The 14,111-nt window shown below is 64.1% G+C and carries 15 protein-coding genes; 11 read left to right on the top strand and 4 right to left on the bottom strand.

The features are described from left to right. From ACQR0U_RS14330 to ACQR0U_RS14315, 4 genes are read left to right on the top strand one after another with little or no spacing between them, the layout of a single operon-like run. Positions 1-1,059, top strand: coding sequence for a phage baseplate assembly protein (locus tag ACQR0U_RS14330; protein ID WP_434843392.1), 1,059 nt, complete (start codon positions 1-3; stop codon positions 1,057-1,059). A gap of 3 nt (positions 1,060-1,062) precedes the next feature. Then, the gene (locus tag ACQR0U_RS14325; protein ID WP_434843391.1) at positions 1,063-1,668 is read left to right on the top strand and encodes a phage baseplate assembly protein domain-containing protein; all 606 of its coding nucleotides are present in this window, start codon (positions 1,063-1,065) and stop codon (positions 1,666-1,668) included. Positions 1,669-1,671: 3 nt separating this feature from the next. Beyond that, positions 1,672-2,229 carry a phage GP46 family protein gene (locus ACQR0U_RS14320; protein WP_434843390.1) on the top strand — a complete coding sequence of 186 codons (558 nt, stop codon included), beginning with the start codon at positions 1,672-1,674 and terminating at the stop codon, positions 2,227-2,229. Continuing rightward, complete coding sequence (locus tag ACQR0U_RS14315; protein ID WP_434843389.1) at positions 2,229-3,347, top strand: baseplate J/gp47 family protein; 1,119 nt, start codon at positions 2,229-2,231, stop codon at positions 3,345-3,347. Before ACQR0U_RS14320 ends, ACQR0U_RS14315 begins: the two co-directional genes overlap by 1 nt. Before the next feature lie 134 nt (positions 3,348-3,481). On the opposite strand, the gene ACQR0U_RS14310 is transcribed toward ACQR0U_RS14315, so the two are convergent. After that, the gene (locus ACQR0U_RS14310) at positions 3,482-4,339 is read right to left on the bottom strand and encodes a hypothetical protein (RefSeq protein ID WP_434843388.1); all 858 of its coding nucleotides are present in this window, start codon (positions 4,337-4,339) and stop codon (positions 3,482-3,484) included. Positions 4,340-4,748: 409 nt separating this feature from the next. On the opposite strand from ACQR0U_RS14310, the gene ACQR0U_RS14305 reads away from it, so the two are divergent. The 7 genes from ACQR0U_RS14305 (at position 4,749) to ACQR0U_RS14275 (ending at position 11,715) form a co-directional block, all read left to right on the top strand. Then, entirely contained in the window at positions 4,749-5,348 is a 600-nt protein-coding gene (locus ACQR0U_RS14305; RefSeq protein ID WP_434843387.1) for a hypothetical protein, read from the top strand. A 6-nt stretch (positions 5,349-5,354) separates the two neighbouring features. Next, complete coding sequence (locus tag ACQR0U_RS14300; RefSeq protein ID WP_434843386.1) at positions 5,355-6,740, top strand: hypothetical protein; 1,386 nt, start codon at positions 5,355-5,357, stop codon at positions 6,738-6,740. Between the two features lie 11 nt (positions 6,741-6,751). Beyond that, positions 6,752-7,288 carry a DUF4376 domain-containing protein gene (locus ACQR0U_RS14295; protein ID WP_434843385.1) on the top strand — a complete coding sequence of 179 codons (537 nt, stop codon included), beginning with the start codon at positions 6,752-6,754 and terminating at the stop codon, positions 7,286-7,288. Positions 7,289-7,315: 27 nt separating this feature from the next. Beyond that, entirely contained in the window at positions 7,316-8,917 is a 1,602-nt protein-coding gene (locus tag ACQR0U_RS14290) for a hypothetical protein (protein ID WP_434843384.1), read from the top strand. 217 nt (positions 8,918-9,134) lie between these two features. Next, positions 9,135-9,899 (top strand): alpha/beta fold hydrolase, encoded by a 765-nt coding sequence (locus ACQR0U_RS14285; RefSeq protein WP_434843383.1) that lies wholly within the window; start codon positions 9,135-9,137, stop codon positions 9,897-9,899. Between the two features lie 334 nt (positions 9,900-10,233). Continuing rightward, entirely contained in the window at positions 10,234-10,608 is a 375-nt protein-coding gene (locus tag ACQR0U_RS14280; RefSeq protein ID WP_434843382.1) for a hypothetical protein, read from the top strand. Positions 10,609-10,872: 264 nt separating this feature from the next. Continuing rightward, positions 10,873-11,715 (top strand): DNA adenine methylase, encoded by an 843-nt coding sequence (locus ACQR0U_RS14275; RefSeq protein WP_434843381.1) that lies wholly within the window; start codon positions 10,873-10,875, stop codon positions 11,713-11,715. A gap of 75 nt (positions 11,716-11,790) precedes the next feature. Here ACQR0U_RS14275 and ACQR0U_RS14270 read toward each other — a convergent pair whose 3' ends face one another. From ACQR0U_RS14270 to ACQR0U_RS14260, 3 genes are all read right to left on the bottom strand, one after another. Further along, on the bottom strand, positions 11,791-12,204 hold the full coding sequence (locus ACQR0U_RS14270; protein ID WP_434843380.1) for a hypothetical protein: 414 nt from the start codon (positions 12,202-12,204) through the stop codon (positions 11,791-11,793). A 207-nt stretch (positions 12,205-12,411) separates the two neighbouring features. Next, positions 12,412-12,774 (bottom strand): hypothetical protein, encoded by a 363-nt coding sequence (locus ACQR0U_RS14265; RefSeq protein ID WP_315751254.1) that lies wholly within the window; start codon positions 12,772-12,774, stop codon positions 12,412-12,414. A 628-nt stretch (positions 12,775-13,402) separates the two neighbouring features. Further along, complete coding sequence (locus ACQR0U_RS14260; protein ID WP_434843379.1) at positions 13,403-14,110, bottom strand: TetR/AcrR family transcriptional regulator; 708 nt, start codon at positions 14,108-14,110, stop codon at positions 13,403-13,405. Position 14,111: the final 1 nt, after the last annotated feature.

The raw sequence follows: 14,111 nt of genomic DNA, 5'->3' as shown, positions 1-14,111 counted from the left end.
ATGCTCAATGAGGAGGTCGTCACCGTCATTGCCGGCGGCCGGCAATGGACGGCGTGGCGGCGCGTGCTGGTGCGCGCCTCGTTCCAGGACGCGGCGCGGTCGTTTCAGATCGAGGCCGCAGCCGAGCCGGGCGGCGCGGCCACGGCCTGGACCTTCAAGGCCGGCACGGAGATCGACATCCTATTCAACGGCTCGCTGGCCTGCCGCGGCTATGTCGACCGCTATCAGCCGAAGATCGGCCAGCACAAGCGGGCCGAGATCACCGTCTCCGGCCGCTCCAAGTCGCAGGACTTCATCGACTCCAGCGCTGTGCACGATACCGGGCAGTTCAATAGCAAGGATCCGCAGGAGATCGCGGCCACGCTCGACAAGTTCGGCGTCGGCATTGCCGCTGACGTACCGCTGACCAAGGTCCCGATCTATCGCATCACGCCGGGCGAGACCGCATTCCGCTGCCTGGAGAAGCTCTGCCGGGAGCAGGGGGTGTTCCCGGTCGGCCAGGCCGACGGCTCGATCCTGATCACCAAGGGCGGCAGGAAACGGCATGCCGGCGCCATCCTCGAAGGCGTCAACATGGAAGAGGGCGAGGCGGATCATAACTGGTCCGGCCGGCATTCCGACGTCATCGTGCGCGGCCAGAAGCCCTATGGGCACGGCGAGGATGCCTTGCAGATCGAGGGCATCGCGCGCGACGCCGAGGTCGGGCGCTATCGGCCGGTGATCGTGTTCCACGACGGCGACACCGACAAGGACCGCGCCAGGAGGCGAGCGCAGACGCGGCGCGACCGCGAGGCCGGCAACAGCCTGAAGGCCAGCGTGACCGTGCAGGGCTTCCGCGACGATGGCGGCACGCTGTGGGAGCCGGGCGCGCTGATCTTCACGCAGAGCCAGTTCCTGGACGTCGCGCAGGACATGGCGATCGAGACCGTGACCTGGTCGCAGGATCGCACCGACGGCTCGCTGAGCGTGCTGTCGCTGGTCGATCCCCGTGCGCTCGGCGGCAGCGGCGCCAAGGGCGGATCGGCCGGCGCGGCCTGGGGCTCGGATGCGGGGGATTGACGGATGTGGATTTGGTTTCCGGAGGGCCAGGAAGGCCTGATCGGCACACTGCGGCGGGCCGCGGTGCAGAAGACCGATGACAGCGGCACGCAGCAGATTCTCAAGAACATGACCGGGCTCAAGTCCGAGGCGTTCGAGGACGTCTATCGGCCGCAGCCGCACGGCCTCTCCTCGCATGCGCCGAAGGGCTCCGAGGGCGTGTTTCTGGCGCTCGGCGGCCGGTCCGATCGGCTGCTCGCGCTCGGCTTCGAGCACAAGGATTTCCGGCCGAAGAACACGCCGGAGGGCGGGACCATTCTCTACAACCACACCGGCGACGTGGTCCGCGTTTTCAAGGACCAGCTCGAGGTCTACCACGCCAAGACGATCAAGCTGTCGATCGGCAAGGGTCTCACACAGTCCGACGACAGCCATTGCACGGTGGTGATGACGGCCGACAGCGTGACCGTCACCAGAGGGCAATCCTCGGTCAAAGTCGAGGACGGCCAGATCACGCACACATCGCCACACGTCGTTATCAAGTCGCCGAAGGTCGATCTCGGCGATATCGGCGGAACGCCCGTCGGCCTCTGCGGCGGCGGCTGCGCCACCAAAGTGTTTGCAGTTTAGACAATGGCCAATGATGTCGTGATCCGCACAGCCGAGGGCTGCGCCGCGGATAGCAATGCGCTGTGGGATTCCGTCTGGGACCCGGCGCGCGGCGTCGCCGATTGGGCGATGGCCGAGCCTGACGAGACCAGCAATCACGGCGGCTTGCGCGCCAAGGCGGCGATCGACACGGCTGTGACCTTGCTGCTGTTCACCGACAAGCGGGTCGATCCCGATCACCCGCTCTATTTTCTCGCCGATGGCGACGCGCGGGGTTGGTGGGGCGACGGCATCGACGTCCGCGCCGATCTCGACGAGGGGCCGCTCGGCTCGCATCTGTGGCTGCTGGAGCGCGCGCCGCTGACCATCCTTGGCCTGCCGGCCTCGCAATGGGCCGAGCAGTTCGCCCTCGAAGCTCTGGCGACCTTGAAGGATCAGGGCGTCTGTGTGCGCATCGACGCGCAGGCGACCACCAACGAGATCGAGGGGCGGATCGAGCTGGCCGTCGCGCTGTATGGCCGCGACGGGCTGCTCGTCTTTGATCGTCAATTCGATGTGCTCTGGAGCCAGGTGTCGCGCTGATGTTCGCTGTTCCCTCTCTCAAGGACTCGGTCGAGCGCGCCCGCACCGCGTTCCGGTCCTATCTGCCAGGCTCCGATGCCTGGATCTGGCCGAACAACATCAACCCGACCGCAAAGGTGTTCGGCGGTATCGAGCATTTGCTGTTTGGCTTCGCCGACTACATCCAGAAGCAGAAGTTCGCGCTGACGGCGGACTCGGAAAATCTCGATCTCCACGCCGAGGAGTTGGGCCTCGCGCGGCGGCCGGCAGCGCCGGCATCCGGCGCCGTCGTGATCACCTCGCCGGACGCGCTCGCAGTCACCGCCGGTGCCGTACTCACGCGATCCGACGGCGCGCAATATCTGGCCACGGCCGGCGGCGCGATCGGGGCGGCTGGCAATTTGAGCGTCAGCGTGATCGCCGCGGCGGATGGCACAGTCTCGAACGCGGTCGCCAACACGCCGCTCGATCTCACCTCGGGCTTCAGCGGCCCCGGCCTCGGCGACGCCACGGCGGCGGTCGACGCCGATGGCATAGTGGGCGGTCTCGACGTCGAGGACGATGAGACTTTCCGGGCGCGCATCCTGTTTCGCAAACGTAACCCGCCGCATGGTGGCTCGGCGGCCGACTATGTGATGTGGGCGAGCTCCGTCGCCGGCGTTACCCGGGTCTTCGTCGAGCGGCTGTTCAACGGTCCCGGCACGGTCCGCGTCTTCCCGCTGATGGACGATCTCTATGCCGACGGAATCCCGCTGGCAGCCGACATCGCCCGCGTCGCCGCCTATCTCGACACAGTGCAGCCGGCCGGCGCGCTGGTGACCGTAGCGGCTCCGGTCGCGGTGCCCGTGCCCATCGCCATCGGCGGCTTGCAGCCGTTCACCACGGACGTGCAGGAGGCGATCAAGGTCGAGCTTGCCGCTGCGTTCCGTCTCAACTCGCGCGTCGCCGGCAGCGATGCTGCGATCTCGACCATGCCCTATCTGGCCTCACCGACATCGTTCTCGCGGTCGTGGATCTGGCAAGCGATTGCGAACGCTGCCGGCGAGACGCGGAGCCGTGTCGATGTGCCGCCAGCCGACGTCTCACTGTCGCCGGGCCAGATCGCATCGCTCGGCGGGGTCACGTTCTGGGCGGCGTAGGCCGCGTACCCGAGAATAGTTGGCTCAATGTCAGCTTGGCTCCTAAACCGACCAAAGTTGCACGGCAGCGCACCTTGTCGCGACGGGCCACAAGCAGACCAGAGTTTCAGAAATTGCAGGCTCACCTGACGCATTCAGTCAGCATCTGGACTGCGCACCGTTGGCGAACCATCATCGTGCAGTGCCTTTGTTGGGTCTGCGATTTGTGCAGGAACGCTCGCACGCGCAGGTCCTATTGCTAGAGCAACACTAGAGCTGTGGCCGGCCACTATGTTCACGTTTGGAGCTTCGCGCTTTGAAATGAGAGGCCACCAACGAACGCAGTAAGATAGGAGGTACGGGACGGAGATAAGAAGAAGTGTACCTTGAGCAAGTCCTGAGACCAGTGGAAGGCCACCCAAAAAAACATACGCCGAAATCCATACAAGAACATCGCGCAATTCCCTTTCTGTCGTTTGGAGAGTCTCGCGGCCATAACCTGTGACGTCAACCTCGTCGTCGCCCCGCCAAGCGCAATCTATTGCAGTTGTGGGAGCAAGCAGAAGCTTGAGCTCAGCGGAGTCCCTTGGCTTCAATTCTCCCGCTTCCCACAGATAGGCGCATTCGTGACCATCTTGTCGAATGAACACGGTCTGCCTTCCTAAGGGATAGGTCATCGAACGCTGATCAACGACGTTCGTACCTTGCGATAAACGCAGAAGAAACGGCGTGCGTGAAATTGTTTTTGTAGATACATTCTCGATCCTAATTTGATAAAGTAGCAGATTGTCGAACTCGTTTCCGCGATACGAGACGCGAAGTTCCTTGAGCTGCTCGTCTCTTGACGCGAGCGAATAATCTACCCGATCTGTCGTCAATTGAAGCCTCGCCTGTTTTCGACGGGCTAGCCTCTGATTGAGCAGATACGTAAGAGCTGCACCAGCAAGGCCACCGGTGAGCCAAGGCGCTACGAGCTTGAAAATATCCCACCCTGCATCAATCCACGATGGCATGCCGCCCCCAAGTTCTGTTTATTTCTAGTAGTATTGCACAAAATATACGCCTCCTTAGTTCTTCGACAAGACTCATCAATGGCTGCTTGGGGTCATTTTCGACCGATCCGCAAGGGGGGGCGTCGGCCCTGTTGATGTCTGCTTTTCGTCCATCGCGCCTCCGGCGGCAACGCGTTTGTGTGCGCGACACGTGCCGACGATCAATGACGTCACATTTGCTCAGCCTGTTTCATACGGGCCGTGGCCGCGCGTGAGTGTGCTCACGCCTTAACGGAACCTCCAGATGTCAACATGCGAACAGACGCGGCCGGCACCGCTGAGGTGCCCGACCGCGGACGAGGTCCTGCAATCGGTGTTGCAGCTGCTACCGCGCGGGCGAGCCTGGCAATCGAACGAGGGTGGCCCGTTGATGGGCCTGGTGCGGGCCTTCGATCCCGGCGTGTTCAACGACCCGCCATTCCAGGCGCGGCAAAGGGCACAAAGCGTTCTTGTCGGCTTCTGGCGGGCGATCGCCTCGGTCGTGACCTTCATCCTGTCGCGCCTTTGCGACCTGCGGCTCGAGTTCTGGTGCGCCACCCACAAGGAGACGCATGATCTCTGGATGGCCGAATACGGTCTGCCGGATGCCTGCGACCCGTTCCCGGATCTCTGCACCAAGGTCGCGGCCATCGGCGGGGCGCGCTGCGAGTACTACGCGGCCGTCGCGGCGCGAGCCGGCTGGTCGATCACCTGCGCTGACATCACCAACGACTGCGGCGCCTCGGCCGGCAATTTCCGGGCCGGCTGCAGCTGGCCGGGCGGCCAGATCGGCGGCGGCCGGCTTCTGATCATCGTCGATCTCGGCGAGAGCCCCGCCTATGTGGCGCCGGCCGGGGCGCTTCCTTACGCCGGACACCTGCAGGCCGGCAGCGGGCTGGCCTGTGAGCCCGACATCGCGCCACTCCAATGCACCCTCGATCGCGTCGTGCACGCGCATATCGAGATCACCTACCAGACCTCCGGGGGATAATCTGCGATGACCGACATTGTGGGGCCGGCGAACGCACCGAACACGGTGACGGCGCGGCCGGCGGAGACGCGCATCTTTGGCGCGGCCGACACCTGGTTTCAGGACTGTTCGAGCGGAACGGCCAATGACGGCACGCGCGTCATGGCCGCCTGGCTCAACGCTGTCATCGCGAGCCTGCGGCAGACGATCCGCGCCAATGGCAGCCTGATCGCCGGCGGCCCCGTGGTGTCCGAGGACAATTCGGATGCCATGTTCGCCAACGCAATCCAGTACCTGATCCAGCGGGGGCAGCCGACCTATGGCGATGACAGCGGTACGGCGAACAATGTCGTCGTAACGCTCAACCCTGCGCCGAAAGAGTACAAGAAGGGCATGATGGTGGTCGCGACCATCGCGGCCAACAACAATGGCGCCAGCGTGCTCAACGTCAACGGCCTCGGCGCCAAGGCGGTGACGCGCTCCGATGGCTCGCCGCTGCAATGGGGGGACCTGCTCGCCGGCGCCATGCAGGCCTTCGTCTATGACGGCAGCAAGTTTCAGCTGGCGTGGCTGCAGCGGGTGCCCGGACAGCCGATCTATCTGCAGGCCAGCCGCGACTACTTCGTCTCCAATTCGGGCTCGGACGGGAACGATGGCACGACGCTGCAGGCCGCCTGGGCGACGCTGCAATATGCCGCGACCTATCTGACGCGGTTCAATCTCAACGGCTACGGCATCAACGTCCACGTCGCTGATGGCACCTATGCCGCGCTGCGCCTGCCCAACATGGCGGGCTCCGGCTTCGTCCGGTGGATCGGCAACCACGCTTCGCCTTCGAACTGCACCATTGCCGGCAATGGCGTGACGGCGATCTCGGCGCAGAATTGCGGTGGGGCGCATTCCTTCGACGGCTTTCGCCTGACGGCGACAGGCGCCTACACTTCCGATCCGATGTGCGGCGTCAACTGCTCTGGCAACGGGACCAACCTGACGCTGACCAACATCGATTGGAACGTGTGCAGCGGCTCGCATCTCGGGGTGACGCAGGCCGGCGTCGTGACCTATGCCGGCAACATGATCGTGAGCGGCGCGCCGCAGGGCAGTAATCCTGGCATGACCGTCGGTTGCCATGTGTTCTGCGGCGATGGCGGCATCATCCAGGTGCCGAGCCTGACGGCGGTCACGCTGACCATCACCGTGCCGATCACGCTCGGCAACGGCGGAGCCTGGGTCGAGTGCTTCTATCTCGGCTTCTGCCAGATCGTTTACGCGGGGATCACGGGGGCGGGCAACGTCACCGGCAAGAAGTTCTTCGTCACGGGCAATGCGATCATCTCCGTCGCCGGGGCCGGCGACGGCCACTATCCCGGCACGATCGCGGGCACGCGGCAATCCGGCGGCATCTACGAATAGGGGACGCGAGCATGCGTTATGATCCGACCAACTGGTATTGGCAGGCGAGCGACGGACGCGTCCTGTCGAGCGCGGCGCGGGCCGTCGTCGCCGCGAATGATCCCACCTATCTGGCCTGGCTTGGCGCCGGCAACCACGCCACGCCGTGGCCGGTCGATGCGGCTGGCGCGCAGACCACGGCGGCGCTGCAGGAGGTGCTGACGCCGTTCGACGTGTTCGTCGATCTCAAGGCCTATGCCGCGTTCAAGCGCTACGCCAAGGAGACGGCGGGAACGGCGGTCAATGGCATGACCTATCTCACCGACCGCGAGACGCAATCGAAGATGGCGGCTGCGGTGCTGCTGGCGCAGGTCAATTCGGCAGCAACCTTCAAATGGAAGGTTGCCGACGGCTCGTTCGTGACGCTCGATGCGGCGACCATGATCGCGGTTGCGACCGCCGTCGGGAGCTACGTCCAGCAATGCTTCGCGGCCGAGGCAACGCTGGTCACCGGCATCAATGCCGGGACCATCACCAAATTCGAGCAGGTCGACGCGGCGTTCGCTTAACCGTTGCGAGCAGGGGGCTGGGCTCCGATGAGCATCAAGCACAAGAAGACGGTCTTCGCCGAGGATGGCACCGATCCGAACACGGTGCATCCGTCGGACTGGAACGACGAGCACGTGATCGACGGGCTGCTCGGGCTGTTCGCGGCGCTGGCCGTGAGACCGAACGCGTTTCCCTACGTCGCAGCCGATGGCTCGGGCGCCCTGGCGTCAATCTCGGCGCCGGCGCTCGCCATGCTGTCCAAGGCCACGGCGGCCGCGATGTTGGAGGCTATTGGCGGCGTCGGCCCGGCCAGCCCCGCATTCAGCGGCGCGCCGACGGCGCCGACCGCGGCGCTCGGCACCAACACCGACCAGATCGCCACCATGGCGGCCTTGCAGGCCATGCGCGCCGACCTGGTCAACTCGGCGCCGAGCACGCTCGACACGCTCAACGAGCTGGCCAATGCGCTGGGGTCCGATCCGAACTTCGCGGCCACGGTCACGGCGGCGCTCGGCAACCGGCTCCGCGTCGATGCTGCGCAGGCGTTCACGGCGGCGCAGAAGGCGCAGGCCGTCGCTAACCTGGCGCTGGCGGCCGTCGCCGTCTCCGGCGCCTATGCCGATCTGACCGGCAAGCCGGCGCTCGCGCCGGTCGCGACCTCCGGGGCCTATCCCGATTTGACCGGCAGGCCGTCGCTGGGCTCGGCCGCCGCGCTTAATGCCGGCACTGGCGCCAGCCAGGTGGTGCAGCTCGACGCCAACGGCAGGCTGCCCGCGGTCGATGGCTCGCAGCTCACCAATATCGGGGGCTCTCTGAGCTATGCGGCGGCGCAGGCGCTGACCGATGCGCAGCGGCTGCAGGCGCTGGCGAACCTCGGCGCCCCGATCGCATGCGGCCGGCTGCTCTATTCCAGCGCCACGGCGCTGTCATATCCGCCCTACAAGGGCGATCTGCTCAAGGTCGGCGGCCAGCTCTATCGCATCCCCGTCACCGGCATTGCTGGGCTCGGCAATACCGGCGTGTACGTCAATGGCGTGGCCGGGCAGAACCTGGCGGCCGGGACGATCTATTACGTCTACGCCTTCGCCAACAACGGCGTTCTCACCGGGGATTTCTGCACCACTTCGCATGCGACGAGCACGACGGCCGGCAATGTCGGCACCGAGATCAAGAGCGGCGACGACACGCGCAGCCTGATCGGTATGATCTACACCAACGCCAGCGGCCAGTTTCAGCAGTCAGCGCTCGTGCGCGGCGTGACCACCTGGTTCAATCGCCGATCGTATGTGTTGACGACCACCAGCGGAAACTATGCGACGTCGACGGCCTATTTCTCCGAGGTCAGCACGAGCCTGCGGCTTTATTTCCTGGTGTGGGGCGACGAGCCCGACGTGACGGTCTCGGCGGCCAGCGATCTGACCTACACCGCGCAATGCAACGCCGGCATCGGTGTCGGCATTGACGGCACGACACCACTGCCCGGCTATGGCGTTCCGCTGTTGAACAACGGCAATCATTCCTGGGTGTCAGCGCCGACCGCCGCGGCGGGCCTGTCCGAGGGGCTGCATTACGCGACTGTGCTTGGCGGGACCAATGCTGGCACGCTTACCTACAACAATGCCGCCCTGACGCTGAGGGCGACCGGCTAGTCGGTCATTTTCTCCACATCGAAACGAAGTGGCTTTCTCGATGTACGCTATGTCCAGCCAGCAAGCTTGGATTGCGATGCCTGGAATGTCGCGATGTGCCAGAGGGAGAAGTTTGGCTATCCGACAACGTTAGGCATTGTTATGGTCGGATCTCGTCGAACTGCGGACCCACCAAGACGATTGGGCCACGCGGTCCTTTTCTCGGCCGGAGAACCGAATGAGTGAGCCGTTCAAATCTGCTCCAACTGGTCATATGAATATTAGGGCCAGCGACGATGTCCAATTGGCCGCAGATGTGTGGAACTCTGATCAAGCGAACACGCTGCTGCTTCTCCCATGCGGTGCTGAAACGCGCGTTGTTTGGCAACCTGTCGTCGATCGCTTGGTTGCAGACATTCGGAACTCGTGGCGGATCATCGCAGCCGATCATCGTGGCCACGGTGGCAGCGGCAGAAGCCCTAACTATTCGTTCCAGCGCTCCCGCGACGATGTCGCAACGTGGATCGCGGAGCTTGCTACTCGACCACTCGTGATCGGTGGTGGCTCTATCGGTGGCGCCTTGGGAATGGTTGCCGCAGGGGAGGGCGAGCCCATTGACGGCCTGATCCTTCTAGATGTGCCAGTGGCGCCGGTTCTGGAGCGCGTTCTGACGGAGCGGTCGCGCATTCAGTCTGCAGCCAAAGTAGGCCATGCCAGTATGGCGACAGTTGATCCGCGCTACATCTCAGGTGGTGTCATTGAAGATGTCTTCCGGGATGTGGGGCGCTGGAGCCGTGCCGCCCGGAACTTGAAAATTCCGACGATGCTGATCGCCGGAAGTAGCGGCGTGATCGGCCCGGAACAGCTTCAAGAATATAAGGAGCACGTTCCACAAGGAGAACTCGCGCAGCTACAGACCAGTCATCTGGTGGCACGCGATGATCCCGAAGGCGTTGCAATTATTCTCGGGGAGTTTCTCGCGCGGCACTGGCCAAAACATTAGTTTGGCCGAGGGCCGCTCCGCTGTCGGAACCGGCCTTGATCGAACTGTGAAGGCTCAGCCGGTGCCACTTCCGGAATGGATCAGTAGCGACTAGGCAGATCCGGCGGTAGCGCAAACTATGCGTGCAATGCCCCGAAAGCGGACCTTTTTAGAGCACGATGGCTCCTCGACACCCTTGCCCATCAACAAAAGTTCGAATCTTTCAGATTAGCCGAAGCTAGCGACCAGGCCGGACTTCCCTTTCAATTGCAGTGTCGGAGACGTGAAGCATGCGATCGGTCATCGCAGCGAACGCGCGCGCGTTGGTGCGCGAGAGCCGTAGGGGGGCGCTGTGATGGCGACGCCGCTCGATCAAGGGGCGCTCACGCAGGAGGTGATGAACCTCAAGGATGGACATGCGGAATTGCGCAAGGAGTTCCGCATTCTCGACAGCAAGATGGACAACGGCTTTGCGCTGCTGTCGCAGAAGCTGGACACGCGGAGCAAGATCGACTGGGCGCCGATCAGCATCCTCGTCGGCTTCCTCCTGAGCATCGGCGGCGCGCTCTATTGGCCGGTGCGCGAGGCGCAATCGCGGACCGAGGCGCAGATCGAGAACATGCGGCGCGAGGACGAGGCACGGGTGGTCAAGCTCTGGGACGAGCATAACCGCATCGCGCGCGATCTCGCTTATCTGCAGGGGCAGATGCATCCGCTGCCGAGGCCGTGAGGCAGGGGGAGCGCGACAAGGCCCGATCGGCGATCCCTGCGTGCCAGCCGATCGCCTGCCGCGTCGCATCCCTCACCATCGATAGAAGCTGACTTGATCCTTGCCACAACGAGCTTCGTCCGTGGCGGGGGCCGGAGCGCGTCAACGCTCCAAACCGCGGGTCCTGCGTCAACAAGTCCCGCCCGACAAAAGATCGCTCAACGCCGGCCCGCCTAACGGGAGATTTAGCGCGCGGCAGGTTTCGAAAACGTTGAGTGAAATCCCATGAGAGAAGAGAGGCGGGCGGTTGCGCCCGTTCGGCCCGCCGCGGCCTATATCGGCGGCAAGCGGCGTCTCGGCGAGCTGCTCGCGCGGCGCATCGAGGCGATCCATCACGACACCTATGCCGAGCCGTTCATCGGCATGGGCGGGGTGTTCTTCCGCAGACGCTGGGCGCCGCGGCGCGAGGTCATCAACGATGTGTCACGCGACGTCGTCACGCTGTTCCGAATTTTGCAACGGCACTATCCGCAATTTCTGGAGACGCTGAAATTCCAGGTAACGTCGCGCGCGGAGTTCGAGCGCCTGGCCGCGGCGAATTCCGACACGCTGACCGATCTGGAGCGGGCCGCGCGCTTTCTCTACCTGCAGCGCCTGGCCTTCGGCGGCAAGGTCGCGGGGCGCAATTTCGGTGTCGAGCCGATCGGGCCGGCGCGTTTTGATGTTACCAAACTCGGCCCGCTCCTTGAGGCCATTCACGAGCGGCTCGCCGGCGTTGTCATCGAGTGCCTGTCCTGGGCCGACTTCATCGCGCGTTATGACGGACCAGGCACGCTGTTCTATCTCGATCCGCCCTATTGGGGCTGCGAGGCGGACTATGGCGCCGGCGTGTTCTCGCGAGACGACTTCGCGCGGCTGGCACAGCGGCTCGGCGGAATCGCCGGCAAGTTCATGCTCTCCGTCAACGATGTGCCGGAGACGCGCGAGGTCTTCGCGGACTATGCGATCGAGGCCGTGACGACCCGCTACACCATCTCGGGCCAATGGTCCGACGTCGCCGAGATCCTGGTCACCGGCCCGTCGCCGGCCCGCTTCGCAACCGCGCCGGATCTGTTGTCGCTGGTGTGACGACCGGCTAGCTCAATGCTGCACGGGAGGCGCTCCGAGAGGTGGGCACGCGCCTCCTCAATTTTGTTCGACATGTTAGCGCTCGCCTGGCCACCAGATCGAAGCCGGGTTTGCGGCCGATATCTTCGTCTCACGCAGTGCAACGAGGACGCTTCGCTTGTACGGATAGCCGCGCAGCCGCGAGCAATCTTTGCAGCGCATGTAGCGCTCCAGCTCATGTATCGGGGTCGTCTTTGGTCGGCGAACGATGTCGAGCGCGACCGTCTGGTTGGTGTCGCAGCCGAGGCATCGGACCTCAAGAAAGCAAAAACCTGCGTTCAAGACGTCGCCGAGCATTGGGGAGGGTTGGGCTGGCCCCTTGAAGCCGAGCATGCGCTTGTTCCAGGCATCGCAGGCAAGCCGGTCAGCCTCCTTGCGCGCTTGGGCAGCGCGCTCCGCTGCCATGCGTACATCGGCGCCGTACAGCCGTTCCCGCGATTTGGTGCTCATGCCGCATGATCCCGCGGAATGCGGATCGCGGAAAGCCGCTAGGCCTTGCGGTGGAAATCGATCTAGCCACAAGCCGGTGAATCCGCTCGCGGTGACCGAGCTAATGTCGGTTCCTCAGGCCTGAGCGGAAATCTTCCGATCGGACGGGGCATTACTGCGGGTGACACAAAACAACCGCCAGGCCGCAAAGGGCTCTTTGCGCTTCGATCACCCAGTCAGGCTGGCCGAGCGCGAATCCAGATTTATGAACTCGTTCAGTATGTCTTTGGATGCTCGCCGCGTCAGCAGTTTCAAAAGACATTTAGTGCACGCGGGGACCATCTTTTGCAGCAGTTCTTCGGACCTATCTTCATCGTCAATTATGAGCACGCCTGAAGCCGGTGCGTGCATGCCATTTTCTGTAAAAAAATCGAAATCCACCGGGCATGGCCACCAAAAATCGCACCACTTTAGTCCGATTAGTAAAGGCGCATCATCGCCGGCTTCGCCGAGTTCCGCTTGGCGTTGGAGCCGCGGTGAAGCAAATCCAATCTGCTGACGACCGTGTTCTTGGCAAATAGTAATTCCCATGCCGCCAGCATATCGTTTCGTGAGGCGTCAATCCAGTTCCGTCCCCTGGGTCCCCTGGGTCCCCTGGGTTCGCAGGTCGAAGGGCCGTTATTGGCGCCATCGGCGATCTGCAATAGTGCCTGCTGCTTGTGCCGGCGTTGGGGCTTGAGCGGACAAACTAAGCACCCGACGTTTGCGCGCGTTGCCGATCGTTTCCCGCTGCGCAGCTGAGTGCGGAGTTCACACTTTCGCGGCGGGCATGGCCGGATCGGTCACCTGGCGATAGCCGGCAAGCTGACAGTTGGATCATCGCTCAAGGGGGGACTGAAATCCAACCGATCGGGTTTTGCAAACCCGCAAAAAGTGCTTGGAAATCAATGGGGCGTATTCGGGGGGGTCTGCAAAACCGGGTGAGTGTTTTCAACGAGTTAGCCCGGAATGCGTTAGGCTACCGTTACACCATTCCCCAACGGAATGCCCTGCAGTTTCAAGCAATTGCCGGACTGTCTGGCACCGTTTTGCGCGCCGGCCGGCAAAGCAGGGCGGCGACGACGGGTCCTTCTACCCGCATGTCTCAGGCTTTGGCAAGCCGCTGGATGACGGATTTCCAACGTGCTCTGCCGCCCGCCGCGCCACGGGCCGGCAGGGTCTAGCGCTCGCCTCTTGCGGCCTGCGGCTTTCGCGGCGCGCCGTCCGGGCCGGCGCGCAGCAGCAGGACCAGGCAGGCGCCGAGCCGTTCCGCGATCTCGTCATCGTCGATCGACAGCGGGCCGGGATCGTTGAGAATGGCGTTCACCAGGGTGCCGAGCACGACCTGGACGCCGAACGCGACCGTCTTTCGCGCCTCCGCTGTTCGCGACCGCGTGCGCGAGGCCGCGCCGGCGCGCCGGCCCGCAGGCAGCAGGAGCAGCGCCGCGCGCTCCGACAGTGCCTGTGCCAGCTCCTTGAAGCCGCTCCAGTGGTTCGGTCCGGGCTCGCTGCGCACGAGCGCGGCGCGCAGCACGCCCTTGTGACGGCGCATCCACAGCACGGTGCCGCGCACCAGCAGGTGGCATTGCAGGTCGCCCGCGCGGACGGGATCGGACGGCGGGAGTCTCAAGAGCTGTTTCCGACCGTCCGCCAAAGTGAGCGCGAGCAGGGCGTTGAAGTAGGCCTCCTTGCTGTCGAACCGGCTGTAGAAGGCGCCGACCGTTGCCCCGATATGCGCACAGAGGTCGCTGATCGACAGCTCCGCGAGGCTGCGCGTGCGCAGCAGCTCCTCGCCGGCCATCAGCAGGGCAAGCGTCGTCTCGCGGCTGCGCTGCTGCCGCGACGGGGTCACGCCGGGCAGGTGGTCCGGCGCGATCCGCTGCGGCATG

Source organism: Bradyrhizobium sp. HKCCYLRH3097 (assembly GCF_051167875.1).
In the GTDB taxonomy this organism is placed as follows: Bacteria; Pseudomonadota; Alphaproteobacteria; order Rhizobiales; family Xanthobacteraceae; genus Bradyrhizobium.
Note: the sequence above shows the minus strand (reverse complement) of the source record. Positions and strands in the feature narration are given on the sequence as shown.